The following is a 20,188-nucleotide window of genomic DNA, read 5'->3' as shown; positions in this document are numbered from 1 at the left end:
GACGCTGGCGGCTCGCTAAAGCCGTACCGCCGCTCGGCGCTCCAGTGCGGCCAATGCGTCATATATCAGCACCGCCAATGCCCCGACGAGCAACCCACCCTGCACCACGAAGGCGAGGTTGTTGGACTGAAGCCCGGCGATAATCACTTCCCCCAGGGTCTTGGCCGCCACGGTCGATCCTATCGTGGCCGTCGCAAGGCTGATGACGACGGACAAGCGGATACCGGCGAGAATGATCGGCAAGGCGAGCGGCAGTTCGACCCTCAGCAGACGCTGCCAATCGGTCATTCCCGTACCGCGGGCCGCTTCCATGACCGGCTGAGGCAGTGTCGTCAGCCCGGTCAGAGTATTCTCGAAGATCGGCAGCAGGCCATAGAGGAAGAGCGCGATCAAGGTCGGCTTCTCGCCGAACCCGAAGATCGGTACGGCGAGAGCGAGGACGGCGACGGGGGGAAATGTCTGGCCGATGTTGACCAGGCTTCGCGACAATGGAAGGAATTCGCGTCCCACTGGCCGACTCACCAGGATCGCCAGACCGATCGCGACAATCGCAGCCGCAGTGATCGCGATCGCAACCGTCAGAAGGTGTTGGGTGGTTAGCAGCAACAGGCTGCCCTGATTGTAGATGGCCGGCGCGTTTCGCTGCACGAGCGGCTTGAGAAGAGGTTCGAAGCTCTGCGGCGCCAAAAGAAACGCAACCAGCAATCCGAACAGGACAAGACGGAGAGTGCGTGGCAGCCATTTCTTCATCCTGTACCGCCCGCTCGCCTCAGGAGCGCTTCCAGGGTGACTCGACCCGCCGGGCTGCCGTCACCCGCCACCACCGGCAGGGCCTCCCGGCGCGACCATAGAAGTTCTGCGAGTGCATCCTTCTGGCTTGTCCGTATCGGCATGGCAGGGCCGTCGGCCTCTCCCGCCTCAACCGCCTCCTCGAGCGTGCCGAGCGCCAGCAGGCGATAGGGACGCTCTGCCGTACCAATCAGCGCCTCGACAAATGGCGTGGCCGGCCGCCGCACAAGTTCGTTCGGGCGTCCGTACTGAAGAAGCCGGCCACCATCCATCACCGCAATCTTGTCAGCGAGCCGAAAGGCTTCCTCCATGTCGTGGGTGACCAGGATGATGGTGGTGGAGAAATGCTGTTGGATGGTCAGCAGATCGTCCTGAGCCTTCGCCCGGATAATCGGGTCGAGCGCACCGAAGGGCTCGTCCATGAGCAATATGTTTGGCTCGGCGGCAAGTGCCCGCGCAACGCCGACGCGCTGCTGCTCGCCGCCTGAAAGCTGGTGCGGGTAGCGAGGCCCGAAGATCTCGGGGTCAAGCTGAAAGAGCGACAGGAGTTCCCTCGCCTTTGCGTCGATCCGTGCGGTCTCCCACCCAAGCAACCTAGGCACCGTCGCGATGTTCTCGAAGACGGTCCGGTGCGGGAAGAGCCCATGCCCCTGGATGGCATAGCCGATGCGGCGGCGGAGTTCGTGGCCGGGGATCGACCGGTTGTCCTCGCCGTCGATCCGGATCGAACCTGCATCCCGCTCCACCAGCCGGTTGATCATCCGCAACAGTGTGGTCTTTCCCGACCCGGACGTGCCGACGATCACCGATATGGTATGCGGCGCCACCACCATGGAGACGTCGTCCACCACCGGCCTTCCGTCATAGAGCTTTGTGACGGACTCTATTTCGATCATCAGGCCCTTCCTCCCTGTGTGCGTGACGCGGTCATCTCGCTCAGCGCATCAAATACCACCGCCGAGGCAAAGGCGAGCAACACGGTCGGCAGGGCTCCCAGCAGAACGAGATCCGTAGCCGTCTGCCCCAGCCCCTGGAAGACGAAGGTTCCGAGACCTCCTCCTCCGATCAAGGCAGCCACTGTCGCAAGTCCGATATTCTGGACGAGGACGATCCTGACAGCAGTCAGGATCACCGGCAGAGCCAGCGGGAATTCTATCCGGAAGAGCCGCTGGGCCGACGTCATCCCGAGGCCCCTCGCCGCCTCCCGCGTAGCCCTCGGTACTCCATCCAGTCCCGCTACCGTATTGGCCACCACCGGAAGGAGCGAATAAAGGAAGAGTGCTACGAATGCCGGAGCCGCACCGATGCCGCGAATGCCGACCGCCGACGCTCCAGGAACATTGGCTGCAATCCAGCCCAGTGGACCGATGAGAATGCCGAAAAGCGCAATGGAAGGGATGGTCTGGATCAAGTTCAGCGTGTTGAGCATGGCGGACCTGACGGCAGGCGTTCTCTCGCAGAAAACACCCACCGGAAGCCCCACGACGGTCGCGGCAGCAAGGGAGCCCAGCGCCAGCAGAAGATGCCGCGTCATTTCGGTCCAGAAGACGTCGGCACGAGCGGCGTATTCCTTCATGATCGAGAGATCATTCCAGACACCGGACAACAGGACGAGCATCAGCGTTGCCGCGGTCGCGACGAGGTAGAGAAGCCGCACCACTGGACGCGGCCTTGAGCGCGCTATGGCATCGATCGCCAGGAGAGCGAGCGCGAGAAACAGGATCCAGAACCCCGAGGCAGGGGAAATGCGGGCATAGCTGTTGCCGTCCGGCGCCAGGAACTGCCCCGCAAGGCCGATGCCGAGGACGACTGCGGCAATTCCCATGACGGCCATAAGCAGGCGCATCGACGTCCGGGTGACCAGGAGGCCGGATAGCGCGGCGAGAGTGGCCAGGGCGAGAATCGCCCCGGCTGCCCATGCGGGCAAAGCAGAGAAAAGGCCGACCGCCTCGCCCTGCACGATCCTGTTCGCCCTGACTGTCGCGAATGGGGAAGCGACGCCCAGGGCGACGAGTAACGCGATCGCGATCCCGAGCTTGTCGATCCGTGTGGTCACTCGCCAGTCCTGTCGGCTCGCCCGGTCATGGCCGCATGTTGGCATCGCTGCGACGGGCAGACAACTATTTCAGCAAGCCGTTGCTCATCAGGAAGTCCTCGGCGACAGCCTTGGCCGGCTCACCGCCCACCTGCACCCGTCCGTTCAGATCCTGAAGCGTGACGAGGTCGAGCTTCTCGAAGACCGGCTGAAGTAGGGCCTCGATCTCCGGATGTTCCTTCAGCACCGACTCACGCACAATCGGAGCGGGCTGATAGACGGGCTGCACACCCTTGTCGTCATCCAGAACCACGAGACCGGATGGCGCGATACCCCCGTCGGTCCCGTAGACCATCGCCGCATTGGCGCCATTGGTCTGGTTGGCCGCTGCGGCGATCGTCGCTGCGGTGTCACCGCCCGAGAGCGTGATCAGTTGCTCCGGCTGCAATGTGAATCCGTAGGTGGACTGGAAAGCCGGCAAGGCTGCGGCGGAGTTCACGAATTCCGACGAAGCGGCGAGCTTGACCTCTCCCCCACCGGCGACATAGGCACCGAAGTCGGACAAGGTCTTGAGGTTGTTTTCTTCCGCGAGATCCTTGCGTACGGCGATTGCCCAGGTGTTGTTCGCGGGCGACGGCGTCAACCAGACAATCTTGTTGGCATCGTAATCAAGCTGCTTTGCGAGGGTATAAGCCTGTTCCGCATTCTTCCAGGCCGGATCTTCCGCCTTTTCGAAGAAGAATGCGGCGTTGCCGGTATATTCCGGGTAGATGTCTATCTCCCCAGCAGTTATCGCGGAGCGCACGACAGGTGTCGCCCCCAACTGAATCCGATCGGTGGTTGGGATACCATTGGTGTCCAGCACCTTAAGGATGATGTTTCCGAGAACGCCTCCTTCGGTGTCGATCTTGGATGACACGACGACCTGCGCAAAGGCGCTTCCAGTTCCCAAGGCCAGCGCAAGTGCGAGTCCGGCCGTCCTGATAATCGAATGCATCAAATAACCCTCCGTCCTGAAATCATCATGACGGGTTCTCAAGTACCCCGTCATGCCTCGCCGAAAAATAGATATGGGGCCCTCGCGCGCCGTGGCGAGTATCTCGTCATCAATTTTGCAGTGAAGGCGGAAAGTCCTCTTGAAGGCCGCATTGATTTCGCGCTTCTTACGAAGCAGCCGTCTCCTCCACCCTTACGTTGACATATTTCGCGCGGCCTGCGAGCCAGCCGTTCACTGCGGCGCCCAGGCCGAGCGCGACAAAGAGCACGGACGTCGCCGCGAAGCTGCCTGTCCAACCGCGAATGAAGCCGACGATAAGTGGACCGATTGATGCGAGCAGATATCCGACACATTGGGCCATGCCCGAGAGATGGGACGCAATCAGCGGATCGGGAGAGCGCAGTACAATATTGGTCATGGCGGCGGCAATCAGTCCACCCTGCCCTATACCCTGCAGCACGGCCCAGAGCCAGACCGTCGACAAGGGCGCGAACAGCAGGCCGAGTAGCGCGCCAACCGAAATGACGCAGAGCGCGGCGTTGACGACCCGCTGGTCTTTTCCCCGCACCGCGATGTGGGGCACGACCAAGCATGCTGCGGCCTGCACCATGACCGAGACCGAAACAATGCCACCGGCCGCGATCCCGTCCAGTCCCCTTTCGCGCAAGATCGGGACCAGCCACCCGAAGACGCAATAGGCCAGTGCGGACTGGAGCCCCATGTAGAGCGTTACCTGCCAGGCAAGCCGATCCCGCCAAAGACCGACGACCCGCTTGCTGACACGCCTGTCGTGACGTCCAGCCCGCACGACCTGCGGCAACCAGACGAGCGCGGCGATCGCCGCAGGCAGCGCCCAGATGGCCAGGGCACCGCCCAGCCAGTTGCCGAGCGCGTGCTCGACCGGGAGCGTCAGCCCCGCGGCCGCGGCCGCACCACCGCAAAGTGCCATTGTGTAGAGACCGGTCAGAAGCGCCATGCGGTCCGGAAAGTCGCGTTTGACCAGCCCCGGCAGCAGAACGTTGGCGACAGCGATGGACGCGCCCGCAACGGCAGTTCCGATGAACAGTAGCGGGAGGGAGGGAATGCCACGGATCGCCGTGCCGACAGTCAGCAGGATCACGACGAGGAGCAGGGTTCGCTCGGACCCGATCCTCTGCGCCAGGCGCGGTGCCAATGGCGAGAAGGCGCCGAGGCAGACGACAGGCAAGGTCGTGAGGAAACCGGCTCCCATGTCTCCCATCCCGAGCCCCGAGCGGATCTCCGGAAGGAGTGCGGAAACGCTCGAAAACACCGGCCTCAGGTTGAAGGCGATCAGGACGAGGCTTGCACCGAGAAGAAAGCGGGTGGCCGGTGACGGCTTGCGGCTGGCAACGGCCTGCCCAGGCCCTTGCTTTGAACGATTAGGCAATTGCTGGTCCTTCAGTTCAGTCTGGATTGTGATTTCGATCGGTCGGCGGAGTATTCGCAAGCGGCCGGATACATCATCCGGCTGGTACCAGTTGGCGCCTTGGCCGGCAATGCCGCTTGTCTGCCGCGCGGTACGCAGCGGATGGAGAACGCAAGCCTCTTGTTTTTGCCTCGTCGGCATGCTTGCGGTAGCGGGCATCTCACCGGACACTCACCATGCCAAACTACGCAATTCCCGCCGCCACCATCGGCCTCCTTCTCCTGTCCAACCTTTTCATGACCTTCGCCTGGTATGGCCACCTCAAGTTCAAGACGTCACCGCTTTATGTCGTCATCCTAGCGAGCTGGGGAATTGCGTTGCTTGAGTACTGCTTCCAGGTTCCGGCAAACCGGATCGGGCATGGCTATTTCAACGCGGCGCAGCTGAAGACGATCCAGGAAATCATCACCCTGTCTGTCTTCGTACTCTTCTCGATCTTCTACCTCGGGGAGTCCTTCCACTGGAAGCAGGGCCTCGGCTTTGCGTTTATTGCGCTCGGCGCCTTCTTCATCTTCGCCAAGTGAGCGGAACCGGAATACGGGGCAGCAGTTTCACCTGCCGGGTCGCGTGTGGCGGCCAGCAAGGCAGGAGGCACCGCAGCCCATGGCGGCGCGTGGCGCGATAAGGATCGGTATATCAGGCTGGACCTACAAGCCGTGGCGCGGCGTCTTTTATCCGGAGGACCTGCCGCAGAAGCGTGAACTGAGCTATGCGGCCGGGAAATTCCCAACGATCGAGATCAACGGGACCTTCTACGGATTGCAGCGGCCTGAGTCCTTCGCCAAGTGGTACGACGCGACACCGGAGGATTTCGTCTTTGCCGTCAAGGGCTCTCGCTACATCACCCACATGAAGCGGCTGCGCGGCATCGAGCTTCCGCTGGCAAACTTCTTCGCGTCCGGCCTGCTGAAGCTTCGTCACAAGCTGGGTCCCCTGCTGTGGCAATTTCCGCCGCGCATGTCCTTCGACAAGTCGCGTTTCGAGGAATTCCTGGCGATGCTCCCAAAGAACACCGAAGACGCCGCCCGGCTCGCGCGGCGCCACGACGGACGACTGGAAGGCAGGGCTTTCGCTGAGGCCGACCTGAACCGGCCCCTGCGGCACGCCTTCGAGATCCGCCACGAGAGTTTCCGCTGCGAGGAGTTCATTGCGCTCTTGCGACGTCATGGAGCAGGTCTTGTGGTCGCCGACACCGTCGAATGGCCCCTTCTCATGGACTTGACCGCCGACTTTGTCTACTGCCGTCTCCACGGATCCGAGGAGCTCTATGTCAGCGGCTATGATGCGCCGGCGCTCGACCGATGGGCCGCGCTGATCCGTGCCTGGGCATCGGGGCGAGATCCCGAGGAGGCGGAGCGCGTCCTCCCTGCCGCGGCGGACCTTCCCCGCGGGCGTGATGTCTATGTCTATTTCGACAATGACGCAAAAGTGCGCGCGCCGGCAGATGCAACCGATCTGATCAGGCGGCTTGAGAGGCAGCGTTAGCCCGTCCGAGGGTGGCCGGTTCCTCCTGCGCCACCCTTGCCGCAAATGCCTTCATTTCCTTCGCGGATTGTTCTAGAGACAATCGACATGCCGCGCTTCGCGCGGCCTCGACAAATTCGCAAGGTACCGTAGGCAATGCTCAATTCCCTCAGAAACGCGTCCCGATCCTGGGTTGCCAAGGCGCTCCTCCTGCTCCTGGTCGCATCCTTCGCTGTCTGGGGCGTTTCAACGTCACTCGTCACCACGGACGCAAACACAGTGCTCACCGTGGGCGAACAGGAAGTGTCGGCGCAGGAATTCGCTCTCGCCTACCAGCGACAGGTATCCGCACTCGGGCGCCAGTTCGGCATGCAGTTGACGGCAGATCAGGCGCGTGCCTTCGGCATCGACCAGCAGGTCTATTCGCAACTGGCGGCAGGCGCAGCCCTAGACCAGCTCGCGGACGACATGAACCTTGGCCTGTCGCAGGACCGGCTGGCGATGTTGATTGCCGAGGACCCTGCCTTTCAGGGAGCGAACGGCCAGTTCGACCGCAATCTGTTCACCTCGCGGCTGCGTAATGCAGGTCTTCGTGAAGACGACTACATAACGGAGCGCAGCAAAGTTGCGGTCCGCAGCCAGATCGTCGAGGCGGTTTCCGACGGATTTAAGCCTCCTCAGGTCATGCTGGACGCACTGCGGCAGTATCGCGACGAGGTCCGGACCGTGGAGTACGTCCTCCTGTCGAACGCGAATATCGAGCCCATCAAGGCGCCGGCGGATGATGTGCTCGCTGCGTGGTTCGAAGGAGTAAAGGCTCGTTATCGGGCTCCCGAATACCGCCGCTTTACCTATGTGACGCTTCGGCCGGAAGACATCGCCGATCCCGCATCCGTTACCGACGAGGAGGCTCGCGCCGAGTACGAGCGGAAGAAGGAAAGCTTCACCACCCGCGGCACCCGCACCATCGAACAGCTGACCTATGCGGACAAGGAAATGGCGGATGCGGCCGCGGCACAGCTCGCTGATGGAAGCGCCACCTTCGACCAACTCGTGGCTGATCAAGGCAAGACGGCGTCGGACGTGCTGCTCGGGCAGTTCAGCCGCGAGACCATGCCCGACCAGAGGCTCGCGGACGCCGCCTTTGCCGTGTCCCAGGAAGGCGGCACCACGCCCGTTGTCGAAGGCGCCTTCGGACCGGTGATCCTCCGCGTGACCGACATCACGCCGGAAGCGACGAAGTCGTTCGACGAGGTGAAGGAAGAGGTCCGGAAACAGCTGGCGCTTTCCGCCGCCTCTCAGGAAATCCTCAACACCCACGATCGTTTTGAGGATGTCCGGGCGTCGGGCGCGACCCTGCCTGAAGCGGCGAAGGAGCTGAAGCTCGAGGCCGTAACCGTGACCGCCGACGCGTCCGGCAACAACCAGGAGGACGAGAAGATCGCCACCCTGCCGGCAGCCGAAACGCTTCTGGCCGACGTCTTCCGGACCGAGCCGGGTAGCCAGCCTCTCCCGGTGTCGCTGGGCAATGACGGCTATGTCTGGTTCGAGGTCGAGGAAGTTCTGCCCGAACGGGATCGTACGCTAGACGAGGTACGTGAGAAGGTTGTCGCGGATTGGACCGCCGAACAGCAGCGGGAAGCTCTCGGCGCTCGCGCGACCGAACTGAAGGAGCGGATCGAGAACGACGAGACCCTTGCTGCGATCGCCGAGGACCTTGGGGTCGCGGTGGAGACCAAGCAGGGCCTGCGCCGGAATGGCGACGATGCGATCTTCGGGCCTGAAGCGACCAGCGCCGTCTTCGCCGGCCCAGTCGATCTGGTGACAACGGCAACGGCTGCAGACGGAGAAAGCCGCCTTCTGATCCGGGTCACCTCGACGGATCAGGTTCCGGCGGATGCCCTTGCGCAGGATGAGCCGCTTCGACAGATCGCCGACGCTGCCGGTGACGACATGCTGGACCAGATGGTCAACCGCCTGCAGAATGAATACGGCGTCTCGATCAATCAGGCTGTTGCCGATCAGGTAACCGGCATGATCCGCTGACGGAGGGGGTAACGTATGCCTGAACTGAAGCCCCTGCTGGCGAAGGTCGCTAATGGCGAAAGCTTGACCCGGGCGGAAGCCCGCGAGGCTTTCGAGGTCCTCATGTCCGGCGAAGCCACGCCTTCCCAGATCGGTGGCTTCCTCATGGCATTGCGGGTCCGTGGTGAGACCGTCGACGAGATCGCGGGCGCCGTGGCAACGATGCGCTCAAAGATGCTACCCGTCACTGCGCCGGCCGATGCGGTGGATATCGTCGGGACCGGTGGTGACGGTACAGGCACCTACAACATCTCTACGCTTGCTTCGCTCATCGTCGCCGGCTGCGACGTGCCGGTGGCCAAGCATGGCAACCGCGCCTTGAGCTCGAAATCGGGAGCAGCCGACGCCCTGTCCGCGCTTGGCGTCAACCTCGAGATCGGGCCGGACCGGATCGGCAGGTGCATTGCGGAAGCGGGCATCGGCTTCATGTTCGCCTCCATGCATCACTCGGCCATGCGCCATGTCGGTCCAAGCCGGGTCGAGCTCGGCACCCGGACGATCTTCAACATCCTCGGGCCCTTGTCGAACCCGGCCGGAGCCCGTCGGCAGTTGCTCGGCGTCTTCTCTCCCCGCTGGCTGATGCCCATTGCCGAGGTTCTGCGCGATCTGGGTTCCGAGCGCGTCTGGGTCGTCTATGGCGATGGCATGGACGAGATCACGACCACCGGAACCACCAATGTGGTTGCCCTGGAGGCCGGAGAGATCCGAACGTTCGATCTAACGCCGGAGGATTTCGGTGTCCGGCGCACCAGCCTCGATGAGTTGAAGGGCGGCGATGGCCACGCCAACGCGGCTGCACTTCGCGCCGTGCTTGGCGGAACGAAGAACGCCTATCGCGACATTTCGCTCTGCAATGCAGCCGCCGCGCTTGTCGTTGCAGGCAAGGCCGCAGACATCCCAGAAGGCATGCAACTGGCTACCCGCGCCCTGGACAGCGGAGAAGCCGCTGCCGCGCTCGACCGGCTCGTGGCCGTGTCAAATGATGAAGATTGAGACCTAGCCGATGACCGATATCCTGAGGAAGATCGAGGCCTATAAGCGCCAGGAGATCGAAGCCGCCAAGACCCGCACGCCTCTGGCGGAGCTGAAGGCCCAGGCCGCGGAACAGGAGGCCCCGCGGGGTTTCTACCGCGCACTGAAGGCAAGGCAGGAGAATGCTGCGTTCGGCCTGATCGCCGAGATCAAGAAGGCCAGCCCGTCCAAGGGGCTCATCCGCCCGGACTTCGATCCCCCAGCACTGGCAAAGGCCTACCAGCAGGGCGGCGCTACCTGCCTTTCGGTCCTAACGGACACGCCCAGCTTCCAGGGCGCCCCGGAATATCTCGTCGCGGCGCGTAACGCCTGTTCCTTGCCTGCGCTCCGCAAGGACTTCATGTTCGATACCTATCAGGTACACGAGGCCCGCGCCTGGGGCGCTGACTGCATCCTCCTGATCATGGCTTCGCTGACGGACGATGAGGCGCGTCGCCTCGATGACGAAGCGATGGCGCTCGGCATGGACGTTCTGGTCGAGGTCCACGATGCCGAGGAGACTGAGCGCGCACTGAAACTCTCCTCTCACCTTATCGGGATCAACAACCGGAGCCTGCGTACTTTCGAGGTGAGTCTGGAGACCTCTGAGCGCCTTGCTCCGTTGGTCCCGGAGGACCGGCTGCTGGTTGGGGAGAGCGGCATCTTCAGTCGCGGGGACTGCCTGCGTTTGGAGAAGTCGGGGATCACCACATTTCTGGTCGGAGAAAGTCTGATGCGCCAGGATGACGTCGCGAAGGCGACGCAAGCGCTGCTCAGTGGCGACAGCGCGTCGACAGCGGCGGCTGAATGATGTCGGGCGGCGGCTCCCTCACCCACATCGGCGCATCCGGTGAAGCCAAAATGGTGGATGTCGGCGACAAGGCCGATACCGAGCGATCCGCCACGGCGGAGGGCTTTGTATGCATGTTGCCGGAAACGCTGGCGCTGATCCGCGAAGGCAATGCGAAGAAGGGTGACGTGATCGGAACGGCGCGACTCGCAGGGATCATGGCCGCGAAGAAGGCGGCGGACCTCATTCCGCTCTGCCACCCGCTGATGCTCACCAAGGTCGCGGTTGATATCACCGAGGACGCATCACTGCCGGGACTTCGTGTCGCCGCAACCGCTAAGCTTACTGGCAAGACCGGCGTCGAGATGGAGGCGTTGACCGCGGTTTCCGTCGCCTGTCTCACGATCTATGATATGGCCAAGGCCGCCGACAAGGGCATGGAGATTGGTGGCATCCGCCTCATCGAGAAGACGGGTGGCAAGTCGGGCGCCTATCGGCGAAGCGGAGGCTGAGCATGAGTCTTCTGCCAGTGCCCGAGGCAAAGACGAGGCTGCTTTCGCGGGCGCGCCCGATCGAGAGGACCGAGACGGTTCCGCTCGCCAAGGCCAATGGGCGGGTTCTTGCCAAGCCGCTGACCGCGCGACTAACCCAACCGCCCTTCGATGCGTCTGCCATGGACGGCTATGCGCTCCGCGCCGAAGATGCACCGACCGTCGGCGCAACGCTTGTGGTCACAGGCATGGCGGCCGCCGGTCATCCGTTCGAGGGTGCGGTTGCCAAGGGCGAGGCGGTGCGCATCTTCACCGGCGCCCCCGTACCCCCTGGAGCAGATACTGTCCTCCTCCAGGAAGACGCCGAACTGCTTGGGGGCGACCAGGTTCGCACGACGTTCGAGGTTCTCCCGGGGCGACACATCCGCCCGCGCGGCCAGGATTTCGTCGAAGGCGAAGCGGTGCTGCCGAAGGACACGCTCCTCGACTATTCACGCCTGACCGTCGCTGCGGCCATGAACCACCCCACGGTGGAGGTCTATCGCCGTCCGCGGGTCGCCCTCCTGGCCACGGGTGATGAACTCCTGCCGCCGGGGCAGACACCTCAAGCCGGCCAGATCATCGCGTCCAACATGTTCGGGATTTCGGCGCTCATCGAAGACAATGGCGGCGAAGTCGTCGATCTGGGGATCGTGCCCGACAACCAAGACGCGATAAGGAGTGCAGTGGACGCGGCAAAGGCTGCGGGCGTGGATGTGCTGGTCACTTCGGGCGGCGCCTCGGTGGGGGACCATGACCTCGTACAATCCACGCTGAAAGCGGCCGGGATGGAGCTGGATTTCTGGCGCATCGCCATGCGGCCGGGCAAGCCGCTGATGGTTGGATCGCTTGGGGACATGCAGGTCTTGGGCCTGCCGGGGAACCCCGTCGCCAGCCTGGTCTGCGGCCTGCTGTTCCTTGAACCTTTGCTCAGAGAGCTCGGCCGCCTCCCCGAGAGGAACCGGGAGGGGCATGCCGTCGTGGCGCGTGATCTTGCCGCCAACGACCGTCGGCAGGACTACCTGCGATCACGACTGAGCAGGGATAGCGAAGGAAATCTGGTCGCCGACGCCTTCGAAAAGCAGGATTCGTCGATGATGAAGATCCTCGCCCATTCAGATGCGCTGATCGTCCGGCCCCCGCACGCACCTGCACTGACTGTCGGCACCCCCTGCCCCATCCTCCTCCTGAGACCATGATCCGGGCCCGCTGATCAAGCGTAGAGCACTGTAGATCAATCTCCGGAGTTCGCCTTGCCTGCCGAGATCCCGCCTGTCATCGTCTGGTTCCGCCGGGACTTGCGCCTTGCAGACAACGCCGCACTGTCAGCCGCCGTCGAGACTGGCGCGCCGGTTATCGCCCTGTTCATCCGCGAAGGCAGTGCCGGCGGGGGTATGCCATTCGGACCAGCCCAGGCATGGTGGCTGCATCATTCGCTCTTGGCTCTGCGACAGGCGCTGCATGATCGTGGCGGTGATCTGCTCTTTTTCACCGGGGAGGCAGCGACCGTCCTAGTCCAGGTTGCCCAGCAGACAGGCGCCAGCCAGATCTATCTCAATCGCAGCTATGAGCGCGATGATCAGGATCGGGACATCGCCCGCCGACTGAAGTCCGCGGGCGTTGCGGTCAATGCGTTCCATGGCCAGCTTCTTCACGATCCCTCCCACATCCGTACCGGAGCCGGAAAACCCTTCCGGGTCTTCACGCCGTTCTGGAAGGCACTGCAGTCACTGGGAGAACCGCCCGAACCGCTCGCCGCACCCGATGCGATTAGAGGAGCCTCGTCCACGCCGCCATGGGAACAACTGGAAGATTGGGGACTGCTTCCGACCAATCCTGACTGGGCCGCTGGATTCGGTGACATCTGGACTCCGGGCGAAGCCGGTGCCCGGTTCCGCCTTGAGGATTTCGTCGGGAATGGCTTGCGCGATTACAAGTCAGGGCGCGATTTTCCCGCTCGCGATCTCACCTCGCGCCTTTCCCCGCACCTCGCCCATGGGGAGCTCACTCCGGCCCAGGCGTGGCATGCTGCAAGCGCGCTCGATGCCGGTGACCCAGCCCAGATCACGCATTTTCGCCGGGAGCTCGCCTGGCGGGATTTCAACTATTCGCTTCTGATCGAATTTCCCCGCCTCGCCACCGACAACTGGAACGCCGATTTCAATGGCTTTGCCTGGTCATTCGACGGTGCGCTCTACCGTGCCTGGAGTAAGGGCCTCACCGGCTATCCGATCGTCGATGCCGGCATGCGCCAGCTCTGGCGGGAGGGCTACATGCACAACCGCGTACGGATGATCACCGCGTCCTTCCTGATCAAGGACCTGATGATCGATTGGCGGAAGGGCGAGGAATGGTTCCGTGAGACGCTGCTCGACGCCGATCCGGCCAACAACGCCGCAGGCTGGCAATGGGTCGCCGGCTCCGGGGCCGATGCCTCTCCCTTCTTTCGTATCTTCAATCCGACGCTACAGGGCGAGAAGTTCGACCCGGACGGGGACTATGTCCGGCGCTACGTGCCGGAACTGAGTCACCTAAACAAGAAATACATCCACCGACCCTTCGAGGCGCCGGATCACATCCTGCAGAAGGCCGGCATCAGGCTCGGGGAGAGCTATCCGCGTCCCATCGTTGATCACGGGAGTGCCCGCGCACGCGCCCTCGCCGCCTACAAGGCGACGAGATAGTGAAGGAAAGGATAGCCGGCGGTTTCACCAGCCGGCATCGCCATCAGACCAGGCGGCTCTGCTCCAGCGCAGCTTCGATGAAGCTCGCAAACAGCGGGTGCGGGTCGAGGGGGCGGCTCTTCAGTTCCGGATGGTACTGGACTCCGATGAACCAGGGATGATCCGGGTACTCGATCGTCTCGGGCAATAGGCCGTCCGGCGACATGCCGGAGAAGACGAGGCCGCAGCTTTCCAGCTTGTCCTTGTACTCGACGTTCACCTCATAGCGATGGCGGTGTCGTTCCGAGATTGCGGTCGAGCCATAGATCTCCGCGATCTTTGTTTCCTTCTTCAGCGACGCATCATAGGCACCAAGGCGCATGGTGCCGCCGAGATCGCCGGAGGCTGCGCGCTTCTCCAGCGCATTGCCCTTGACCCATTCCGTCATCAGGCCGACGACCGGCTCTTTAGCCGGACCGAACTCGGTCGAGGAGGCATCCTCGATACCTGCGAGATTGCGCGCTGCTTCCAGAACCGCCATCTGCATGCCGAAGCAGATCCCGAAGTACGGGACCTTCCGCTCTCGGGCGAAGCGGGCTGCATTGATCTTGCCCTGCGCGCCGCGCTCGCCGAAGCCGCCAGGCACGAGGATGCCGTGCACCTTTTCCAGATAGGGCGCCGGATCCTCCTTCTCGAAGACCTCCGACTCGATCCATTCCAGCTTGACCTTGACGTGGTTGGCAATTCCGCCGTGATGGAGCGCCTCGATCAGCGACTTGTAGGCATCCTTGAGGCCCGTGTACTTGCCGACGATGGCGATCGTGACCTCGCCTTCTGGCGTATGGATTCGGTTGCACACCTCTTCCCAGGCCTGAAGCCGCGGCTTCGGAGCCGGCTCTATGCCGAATGCGGCGAGCACTTCAGAATCCAGGCCTTCCTTATGATAGGCCATGGGGACGTCGTAGATATTCGCGACATCGAGCGCCTGGATGACTGCGGACGGGCGCACATTGCAGAAAAGCGACAGCTTGCGACGCTCCGCCTCCGGGATCTCGCGGTCTGCCCGGACCAGCAGGATATCCGGCGCGATGCCGAGCGCCTGCAGTTCCTTGACCGAGTGCTGCGTCGGCTTGGTCTTCAACTCGCCCGCAGCCGGGATGTAGGGCATCAGGGTCAGATGAAGGTAGACGGCCGAGCCGCGCGGCAATTCGTTGCCAAGCTGGCGGATCGCCTCGACGAAAGGCATGGCTTCGATATCGCCGACCGTACCGCCGATCTCGCAGATGACGAAGTCGTAGTCGTCATTGCCCTCGACCACGAAATCTTTGATCTCATTGGTGACGTGGGGGATCACCTGGACCGTGGCGCCGAGGTAGTCGCCACGTCGCTCCTTGTCGATGATGTTCTTGTAGATGCGGCCGGTGGTTATGTTGTCGGTCTTGGTGGCAGAGCGCCCGGTGAAACGTTCGTAGTGGCCGAGATCAAGATCGGTTTCCGCGCCGTCGTCGGTGACGAAGACCTCACCGTGCTGCGTCGGGCTCATGGTGCCCGGATCGACGTTCAGGTAGGGATCAAGCTTGCGAAGGCGTACCCGATAACCACGGGCCTGCAACAACGCTCCGAGTGCCGCGGCAGCAATTCCTTTTCCGAGGGAAGAAACCACGCCGCCTGTGATGAATACATATCGCGCCATGGGAGTCACCGGATACCTGTTCATGAGCGATTCCGCCAGCCCTATAATTCACCTTGGTGACGCTGGCCCACGGAATCTGGACAAAAGAAAACCGGCAGGCTTTTGGCCTGCCGGAGATTGTTGCAGCGAGGGCGTTTATTGGCCCGTCGGCACGCCCGTCGAATTGGCGGGAGCAGCCGGCGTCGGGGCCTGGCCTGCAGACGGCGCTGCAGCCCCACCCTGTGCAGGTGCCTCACCACCGGTCGGGACGCCATCCTGTGCGGGAGCATCAGCCGGGGCTTCGGACGTCGGTGCCGGACCGAGTGCGTCGAGAATGCCGCTACCGGTACCCTGCGTTGCCGGAATGCGATCGAGGATGTCGGTCGGCCGCGACTCGTAGCGTGCCAGGATGCCGAGGGTCATGGACGTCACGAAGAAAAGCGTCGCGAGAATGGCCGTGGTGCGGGTCAGAGCATTGGCCGTTCCGCGCGCCGACATGAAACCGGAGCCGCCGCCAACGCCCAGTCCGCCGCCTTCCGAACGCTGAATCAGCACGACGCCGACGAGCGCGAGCACGATCATGAGGTGGATGACGATCAGAACGGTTTGCATGGCAAAATCCCTGCCCTTCGCAAAGGGCAATAACATAAGGTTGGCGGCTCTTTACATGAGGCTGTTGCGCATTCCAAGCCCTTGCGGACAGGTTTACGCCATCAGTTTTTCATAGACCCGGTAGATGGCGAGGAAATCCTCCGCTTTCAAGCTGGCGCCGCCGATCAGTGCACCATCGACGTTCGGGACGGCCATCAGCTCTTTCGCATTCGATGGCTTCACCGACCCGCCATAAAGGATGCGCATGGTGCTTCCTTGCTCCCCGAACCGCTCCGACAATTCTCTGCGCATGAAGGCGTGCGCCTCCTCCACGTCGGCAGAGGTGGGGGTCAGGCCGGTGCCGATGGCCCATACCGGTTCATAGGCGATGACGGTCCGCGCCGCGTTGGCTCCATCCGGGATCGAGCCGGCCAGCTGGCGCTTCAGCACGTCGAGCGTCTCGCCCTTCCTGCGCTGCTCCTCGGTTTCGCCGATGCAGATGATGGCGGTCAGATCGGCCGCATGGGCGGCCCCGGCCTTGGCGCGAACCAGCGCGTCGTCCTCGTCGTGGTCGGTGCGGCGCTCGGAGTGCCCGACGATGACGTAGGTTCCGAAACAGTCGGCGATCATCTCTGCCGAGATGTCACCGGTATGGGCGCCGCTTGCATTCTGATGGCAATCCTGGGCACCGATCGACAATGGGCTGTCGGTGCAGAGGGCCGTGGCCACGTAGAGCAGCGTCGCGGGCGGGCAGATCAGCGCATCGACCTTGCTGGACAGCCCTCCCCTCACGCCTTCGCTGATCGCCTTGATCTGGTCCAGGGAACCCCGGGTCCCGTTCATCTTCCAGTTTCCCGCCACCAGCGGCCGTACGTCAGGCGTCATGTGTCTGCTCCTTGCCCGCGGGCCGCAGCCCGCTGTTTCCCCAAAGCGTTTTAGTTCCTCAGACGGGAAAATCCACGAAAAAGGGGATGTTCGATCAGTTGCCGTTCAACAGGAAAGTGAGGAGCTTGCGCCAGTCCGTCATGCGGATCGGCGTCCCGTGTCCACCGGTGTTGAAAACCGTAAGTCGCACCGGGTAGCCGGACTGTTGCAGCTTGCGATACACGGCCGCCTGCCCCTCCAGGGAGTAGACGCTGTCGGAACTCCCGTGGGACAGGTAGAGCGGCAGCCGACGCTTCGCCGCAGGCGTGGTGGCGTAGCCCGGGTCGGGCGGACCGCCCAGAACCGCAAGCCCGCTCAGGTAATGTACAGCTTCCCGGTCCCGGGCAATATGCGAGCAGACCGTCCCGCCCATGGAGGCACAGGCAAGCAGCACCGGCCGCCCGCGTGACTGTTCGAAAGCGTGACGGATCAGGAGCGCGATCTCCTGTGCACCGCTCCCGTCAAAGGAGGTGACGCTCGGGGCATAATAGGTGCCGCCATTCATCACGGCGAGGTTCTTCAGGCGATTGAAGTTGCCGCCGAAGCTGTAGTCGTTTGCGCCAAGGCGTCTATCGCCGCCGCGGCCGTGGACGAAGATCACCGTAAAGGCGGCGTTTTTCTGCTTCCCGACGCGGGTGACGTCGATGAGACGACCGCCGAGCTGTAGCGTCTCGTTTTGCTGGTAACGCTTGACGCCCATCGACACGTAACTCGACTTCACACGTCGTTCCGGCACCTGGTCGCGCTCGTTGATGTCGCGCAGTTCCTGGTAGTCGATCACTTCGTAAGCACCGCCGTCGGCGGTTTCCAAGACGGGGAAGCGGGAGAACAGGGCATCTTTGTACGGCTTGATCGATCCTTCCTGTGGCAAGGCCGGTGCTGCGGAGAAGGCGGTCATGACGAGGGCAAAAGCTGTGGCCAATGCGAAATGAACTGTGGACATGCACCTCTCCGGCTGCCTGATCACGCCTCGGCGCCTTGCCATTCGCGGGCGGGCGCCGCATTGCTGCCTGAGCACCGTTTCCCTGCCGCATCGCGAAAAAGCCAGCTTTCTGGCAGAATTGCCGGTGATTCGAAACAGCATGAGATGGCGATGGCCTCACCTTCAGCCCCTCGACAGGTAGTACCGACTGACCCGATGGATGACAACAACGACCTTTTCGCCGACCTGCCCCTCACCAGACCGGCGGCTCCAGAGCAGGACGCGCCAAAGGACGCAGTGCCGGCTCCAGTGCCAGTAAAACGGTCGATACCGTCTACGGATGACTATGGCGCATCCTCGATCCGGGTCCTGGAAGGACTGGAGCCCGTGCGTATGCGTCCGGGCATGTACATCGGCGGTACGGACGAGAAGGCCCTCCACCACCTGTTCGCCGAGGTCATCGACAACTCGATGGACGAAGCCGTGGCCGGCCATGCCAATTTCATCGAGGTGCATCTGGACCGCGAAGGCTTCCTGACCGTCACGGACAACGGCCGCGGCATCCCTGTCGAGAACCACCCGCAGGTACCGGGCAAGTCCACCCTCGAAGTCATCATGACCAAGCTCCATGCGGGCGGCAAGTTCGACGGCAAGGCGTACGAGACCTCCGGCGGCTTGCACGGCGTCGGCGTCTCGGTGGTCAACGCGCTTTCGGATCTGCTCGAGGTCGAAGTCGCCCGGGACCGCAAGCTCTATCGCCAACGCTTCTCACGCGGCGTGCCCCAGGGCGGGCTGGAGGAACTCGGTCCGGTGCACAACCGGCGCGGAACCCGCGTTCGCTTTCATCCGGATCCGCAGATCTTCGGAGAGCACGCGAAATTCGACCCGGGCCGCATCTTTAGAATGGCGCGCTCGAAAGCCTATCTGTTCGGTGGCGTAGAAATTCGCTGGTCTTGCGATGACGGCATGGTGCCGCCAGGCGGTGACATTCCCGAAAAGGCGGTCTTCCATTTCCCCGGCGGCCTCAAGGACTATCTCTCGGCCACGCTCGGCAAGGATTTCACCGTTACCCGCGAGATCTTCGCCGGACGGACCGAGAAGACCGGGGGGCACGGCGCCCTCGAATGGGCCATTACGTGGTATGGCGGCGATCCGCAGGTCCACTCCTACTGCAACACCATCCCAACTCCTGAAGGTGGAACGCACGAGGCAGGCTTGCGAATCGCCCTGACCAAGGGGCTGAAAAACTACGCCGACCTGACGCAGAACAAGCGCGCGGCGCAGATCACGACCGACGACGTGATGATCTCTGCCGTCGGCATGCTGTCGGTCTTCATCCGCGAGCCGGAATTCGTCGGCCAGACGAAGGACAAGCTGGCGACTGTCGAAGCACAGCGTATCGTCGAGAATGCACTCCGCGACCCGTTCGACCACTACCTGGCTGGCAATCCGGGCGAGGCGGCAAAGCTGCTGGACTGGGTGATCGAACGCGCCGAGGAACGCCTTCGCCGGCGCAAGGAAAAGGAAGTCAACCGCAAGACGGCGGTGCGCAAGTTGCGCCTGCCCGGCAAGCTCGCGGACTGCTCGCAAAGCACGGCCGAAGGCGCGGAATTGTTCATCGTCGAAGGTGACTCGGCGGGAGGCTCGGCGAAGCAGGGCAGAAACCGCTCAAACCAGGCGATCCTGCCGTTGCGCGGCAAGATTCTCAACGTCGGTAGCGCGAGCCGGGACAAGCTCTCCGCCAACCAGCAGATTGCCGATCTGATCCAGGCCCTCGGCTGCGGAACGCGGACGAAATACCGCGAGGAAGACCTTCGCTACGAGCGCGTCATCATCATGACCGACGCCGACGTCGATGGCGCACACATTGCTTCCCTGCTGATCACTTTCTTCTACCAGGAGATGCCGGAACTCATTCGCGGCAATCACCTCTATCTCGCTGTCCCGCCCCTTTATGTCCTGCGGCAGGGTGCAAAGACCGTCTATGCGCGCGATGACGCCCACCGAGCCGAGCTGATGGAGACTGTCTTCAAGGGCAAGAAGGTGGAGATCGGCCGGTTCAAGGGCCTCGGGGAGATGATGCCGGCGCAGCTCAAGGAAACAACCATGGACCCCGCCAAGCGCACGCTCTTGCGTGTCGGGATCGACGAGGTGGATTTCGAGGGTACTCGTGAGGCGGTCGACAACCTGATGGGGACAAGAGCGGACGCCCGTTTCCGCTTCATCCAGGAACGCGCCGCCTTCGCTGACAATCTGGATATCTGAACA

Annotated in this window: 18 protein-coding genes; 9 read left to right on the top strand and 9 right to left on the bottom strand. The window is 62.9% G+C overall.

Translation table 11 applies throughout. The annotated features are described in order from the left end of the window. Window positions 1-15: 15 nt before the first annotated feature. The 5 genes from FN060_RS07985 to FN060_RS07965 form a co-directional block, all read right to left on the bottom strand. Window positions 16-750: an ABC transporter permease gene (locus tag FN060_RS07985; RefSeq protein WP_142587599.1), complete on the bottom strand. Its 735-nt coding sequence runs from the start codon at window positions 748-750 to the stop codon at window positions 16-18. Beyond that, the gene (locus FN060_RS07980) at window positions 747-1,685 is read right to left on the bottom strand and encodes an ABC transporter ATP-binding protein (protein ID WP_142587598.1); all 939 of its coding nucleotides are present in this window, start codon (window positions 1,683-1,685) and stop codon (window positions 747-749) included. The genes FN060_RS07985 and FN060_RS07980 overlap by 4 nt, the downstream gene beginning before the upstream one ends. Continuing rightward, on the bottom strand, window positions 1,685-2,845 hold the full coding sequence (locus FN060_RS07975) for an ABC transporter permease (protein ID WP_244665722.1): 1,161 nt from the start codon (window positions 2,843-2,845) through the stop codon (window positions 1,685-1,687). Before FN060_RS07975 ends, FN060_RS07980 begins: the two co-directional genes overlap by 1 nt. 64 nt (window positions 2,846-2,909) lie before the next feature. Then, the gene (osmF, locus tag FN060_RS07970; protein WP_142587596.1) at window positions 2,910-3,821 is read right to left on the bottom strand and encodes a glycine betaine ABC transporter substrate-binding protein OsmF; all 912 of its coding nucleotides are present in this window, start codon (window positions 3,819-3,821) and stop codon (window positions 2,910-2,912) included. Window positions 3,822-3,987: 166 nt separating this feature from the next. Then, window positions 3,988-5,229: a CynX/NimT family MFS transporter gene (locus FN060_RS07965; RefSeq protein WP_244665721.1), complete on the bottom strand. Its 1,242-nt coding sequence runs from the start codon at window positions 5,227-5,229 to the stop codon at window positions 3,988-3,990. 215 nt (window positions 5,230-5,444) lie between these two features. Here FN060_RS07965 and FN060_RS07960 point away from each other — a divergent pair, with 215 nt between their 5' ends. The 8 genes from FN060_RS07960 (at window position 5,445) to FN060_RS07925 (ending at window position 13,832) form a co-directional block, all read left to right on the top strand. After that, window positions 5,445-5,792, top strand: coding sequence for a DMT family protein (locus FN060_RS07960; protein WP_077545986.1), 348 nt, complete (start codon window positions 5,445-5,447; stop codon window positions 5,790-5,792). Window positions 5,793-5,871: 79 nt separating this feature from the next. Continuing rightward, on the top strand, window positions 5,872-6,753 hold the full coding sequence (locus tag FN060_RS07955; RefSeq protein ID WP_142587595.1) for a DUF72 domain-containing protein: 882 nt from the start codon (window positions 5,872-5,874) through the stop codon (window positions 6,751-6,753). Between the two features lie 135 nt (window positions 6,754-6,888). Further along, a complete protein-coding gene (locus FN060_RS07950; protein ID WP_142587594.1) occupies window positions 6,889-8,778 on the top strand; it encodes a peptidylprolyl isomerase in 1,890 nt (629 codons plus the stop codon). Between the two features lie 15 nt (window positions 8,779-8,793). Next, on the top strand, window positions 8,794-9,810 hold the full coding sequence (gene trpD, locus FN060_RS07945) for an anthranilate phosphoribosyltransferase (protein ID WP_142587593.1): 1,017 nt from the start codon (window positions 8,794-8,796) through the stop codon (window positions 9,808-9,810). Window positions 9,811-9,820: 10 nt separating this feature from the next. Continuing rightward, window positions 9,821-10,639 carry an indole-3-glycerol phosphate synthase TrpC gene (gene trpC / locus FN060_RS07940; protein WP_142587592.1) on the top strand — a complete coding sequence of 273 codons (819 nt, stop codon included), beginning with the start codon at window positions 9,821-9,823 and terminating at the stop codon, window positions 10,637-10,639. Then, the gene (moaC, locus tag FN060_RS07935) at window positions 10,639-11,130 is read left to right on the top strand and encodes a cyclic pyranopterin monophosphate synthase MoaC (RefSeq protein WP_142588438.1); all 492 of its coding nucleotides are present in this window, start codon (window positions 10,639-10,641) and stop codon (window positions 11,128-11,130) included. Before trpC ends, moaC begins: the two co-directional genes overlap by 1 nt. Before the next feature lie 2 nt (window positions 11,131-11,132). Further along, window positions 11,133-12,347, top strand: coding sequence for a molybdopterin molybdotransferase MoeA (locus tag FN060_RS07930; protein WP_142587591.1), 1,215 nt, complete (start codon window positions 11,133-11,135; stop codon window positions 12,345-12,347). A gap of 54 nt (window positions 12,348-12,401) precedes the next feature. After that, window positions 12,402-13,832 carry a cryptochrome/photolyase family protein gene (locus tag FN060_RS07925; protein ID WP_142587590.1) on the top strand — a complete coding sequence of 477 codons (1,431 nt, stop codon included), beginning with the start codon at window positions 12,402-12,404 and terminating at the stop codon, window positions 13,830-13,832. A 43-nt stretch (window positions 13,833-13,875) separates the two neighbouring features. On the opposite strand, the gene FN060_RS07920 is transcribed toward FN060_RS07925, so the two are convergent. The 4 genes from FN060_RS07920 to FN060_RS07905 all read right to left on the bottom strand — a co-directional run bounded on the left by FN060_RS07920 (window position 13,876) and on the right by FN060_RS07905 (window position 17,941). Continuing rightward, complete coding sequence (locus FN060_RS07920; RefSeq protein ID WP_280514326.1) at window positions 13,876-15,513, bottom strand: CTP synthase; 1,638 nt, start codon at window positions 15,511-15,513, stop codon at window positions 13,876-13,878. 126 nt (window positions 15,514-15,639) lie between these two features. Beyond that, window positions 15,640-16,095 (bottom strand): preprotein translocase subunit SecG, encoded by a 456-nt coding sequence (gene secG, locus FN060_RS07915; protein WP_142587589.1) that lies wholly within the window; start codon window positions 16,093-16,095, stop codon window positions 15,640-15,642. 93 nt (window positions 16,096-16,188) lie between these two features. After that, window positions 16,189-16,959: a triose-phosphate isomerase gene (gene tpiA, locus FN060_RS07910; RefSeq protein WP_142587588.1), complete on the bottom strand. Its 771-nt coding sequence runs from the start codon at window positions 16,957-16,959 to the stop codon at window positions 16,189-16,191. A gap of 94 nt (window positions 16,960-17,053) precedes the next feature. After that, window positions 17,054-17,941 (bottom strand): alpha/beta hydrolase, encoded by an 888-nt coding sequence (locus tag FN060_RS07905; protein ID WP_142587587.1) that lies wholly within the window; start codon window positions 17,939-17,941, stop codon window positions 17,054-17,056. Window positions 17,942-18,136: 195 nt separating this feature from the next. Between FN060_RS07905 and parE the strand changes: the two genes are divergently transcribed. Further along, the gene (gene parE, locus FN060_RS07900) at window positions 18,137-20,185 is read left to right on the top strand and encodes a DNA topoisomerase IV subunit B (RefSeq protein ID WP_142587586.1); all 2,049 of its coding nucleotides are present in this window, start codon (window positions 18,137-18,139) and stop codon (window positions 20,183-20,185) included. Window positions 20,186-20,188: the final 3 nt, after the last annotated feature.

Source organism: Pseudorhizobium halotolerans (assembly GCF_902153235.2).
Lineage (GTDB): Bacteria > Pseudomonadota > Alphaproteobacteria > Rhizobiales > Rhizobiaceae > Neorhizobium > Neorhizobium flavum.
The sequence above is the reverse complement of the archived record's forward strand: the minus strand, read 5'-3'. Positions and strand labels throughout refer to the sequence as shown.